This is a genomic window from Gordonia sp. UCD-TK1, assembly GCF_001691435.1.
Classification (GTDB): domain Bacteria; phylum Actinomycetota; class Actinomycetes; order Mycobacteriales; family Mycobacteriaceae; genus Gordonia; species Gordonia hongkongensis.
Genome location: NZ_LZMP01000082.1, coordinates 1 through 869, shown reverse-complemented (window position 1 = coordinate 869; position 869 = coordinate 1). Strand labels below are relative to the sequence as shown.

General features: G+C 55.8%; 1 rRNA gene. It reads left to right on the top strand.

The window, feature by feature from the left end:
• Positions 1-843 (top strand): 23S ribosomal RNA (locus A9310_RS24165); the annotation flags it as partial.
• Positions 844-869: the final 26 nt, after the last annotated feature.

Sequence of the window (869 nt, the reverse complement as noted above, 5' to 3'; positions counted from 1 at the left end):
AAAGACCCCGGGACCTTCACTATAGCTTGGTATTGGTGTTCGGTTCGGTTTGTGTAGGATAGGTGGGAGACTGTGAAGTGGGCACGCCAGTGTTCATGGAGTCGTTGTTGAAATACCACTCTGATCGTATTGGACTTCTAACCTCGGACCCTGATCGGGTTCAGGGACAGTGCCTGGTGGGTAGTTTAACTGGGGCGGTTGCCTCCTAAAAGGTAACGGAGGCGCCCAAAGGTTCCCTCAGCCTGGTTGGCAATCAGGTGTTGAGTGTAAGTGCACAAGGGAGCTTGACTGTGAGACGTACATGTCGAGCAGGGACGAAAGTCGGGACTAGTGATCCGGCACCGGCAAGTGGAAGCGGTGTCGCTCAACGGATAAAAGGTACCCCGGGGATAACAGGCTGATCTTCCCCAAGAGTCCATATCGACGGGATGGTTTGGCACCTCGATGTCGGCTCGTCGCATCCTGGGGCTGGAGTAGGTCCCAAGGGTTGGGCTGTTCGCCCATTAAAGCGGCACGCGAGCTGGGTTTAGAACGTCGTGAGACAGTTCGGTCTCTATCCGCCGCGCGCGTAAGAAACTTGAGGAAACCTGTCCCTAGTACGAGAGGACCGGGACGGACGAACCTCTGGTGTGCCAGTTGTCCCGCCAGGGGCACTGCTGGTTAGCTACGTTCGGAAGGGATAACCGCTGAAAGCATCTAAGCGGGAAGCCTGTTCCAAGATGAGGTTTCTCACCCCCTTCGCGGGGTTAAGGCCCCCCACAGACCATGGGGTTGATAGGCCAGAACTGTACGCACAGCAATGTGTTCAGGTGACTGGTACTAATCGGCCGAGGACTTACCAACAACACCCACAACATCACCAAACACGG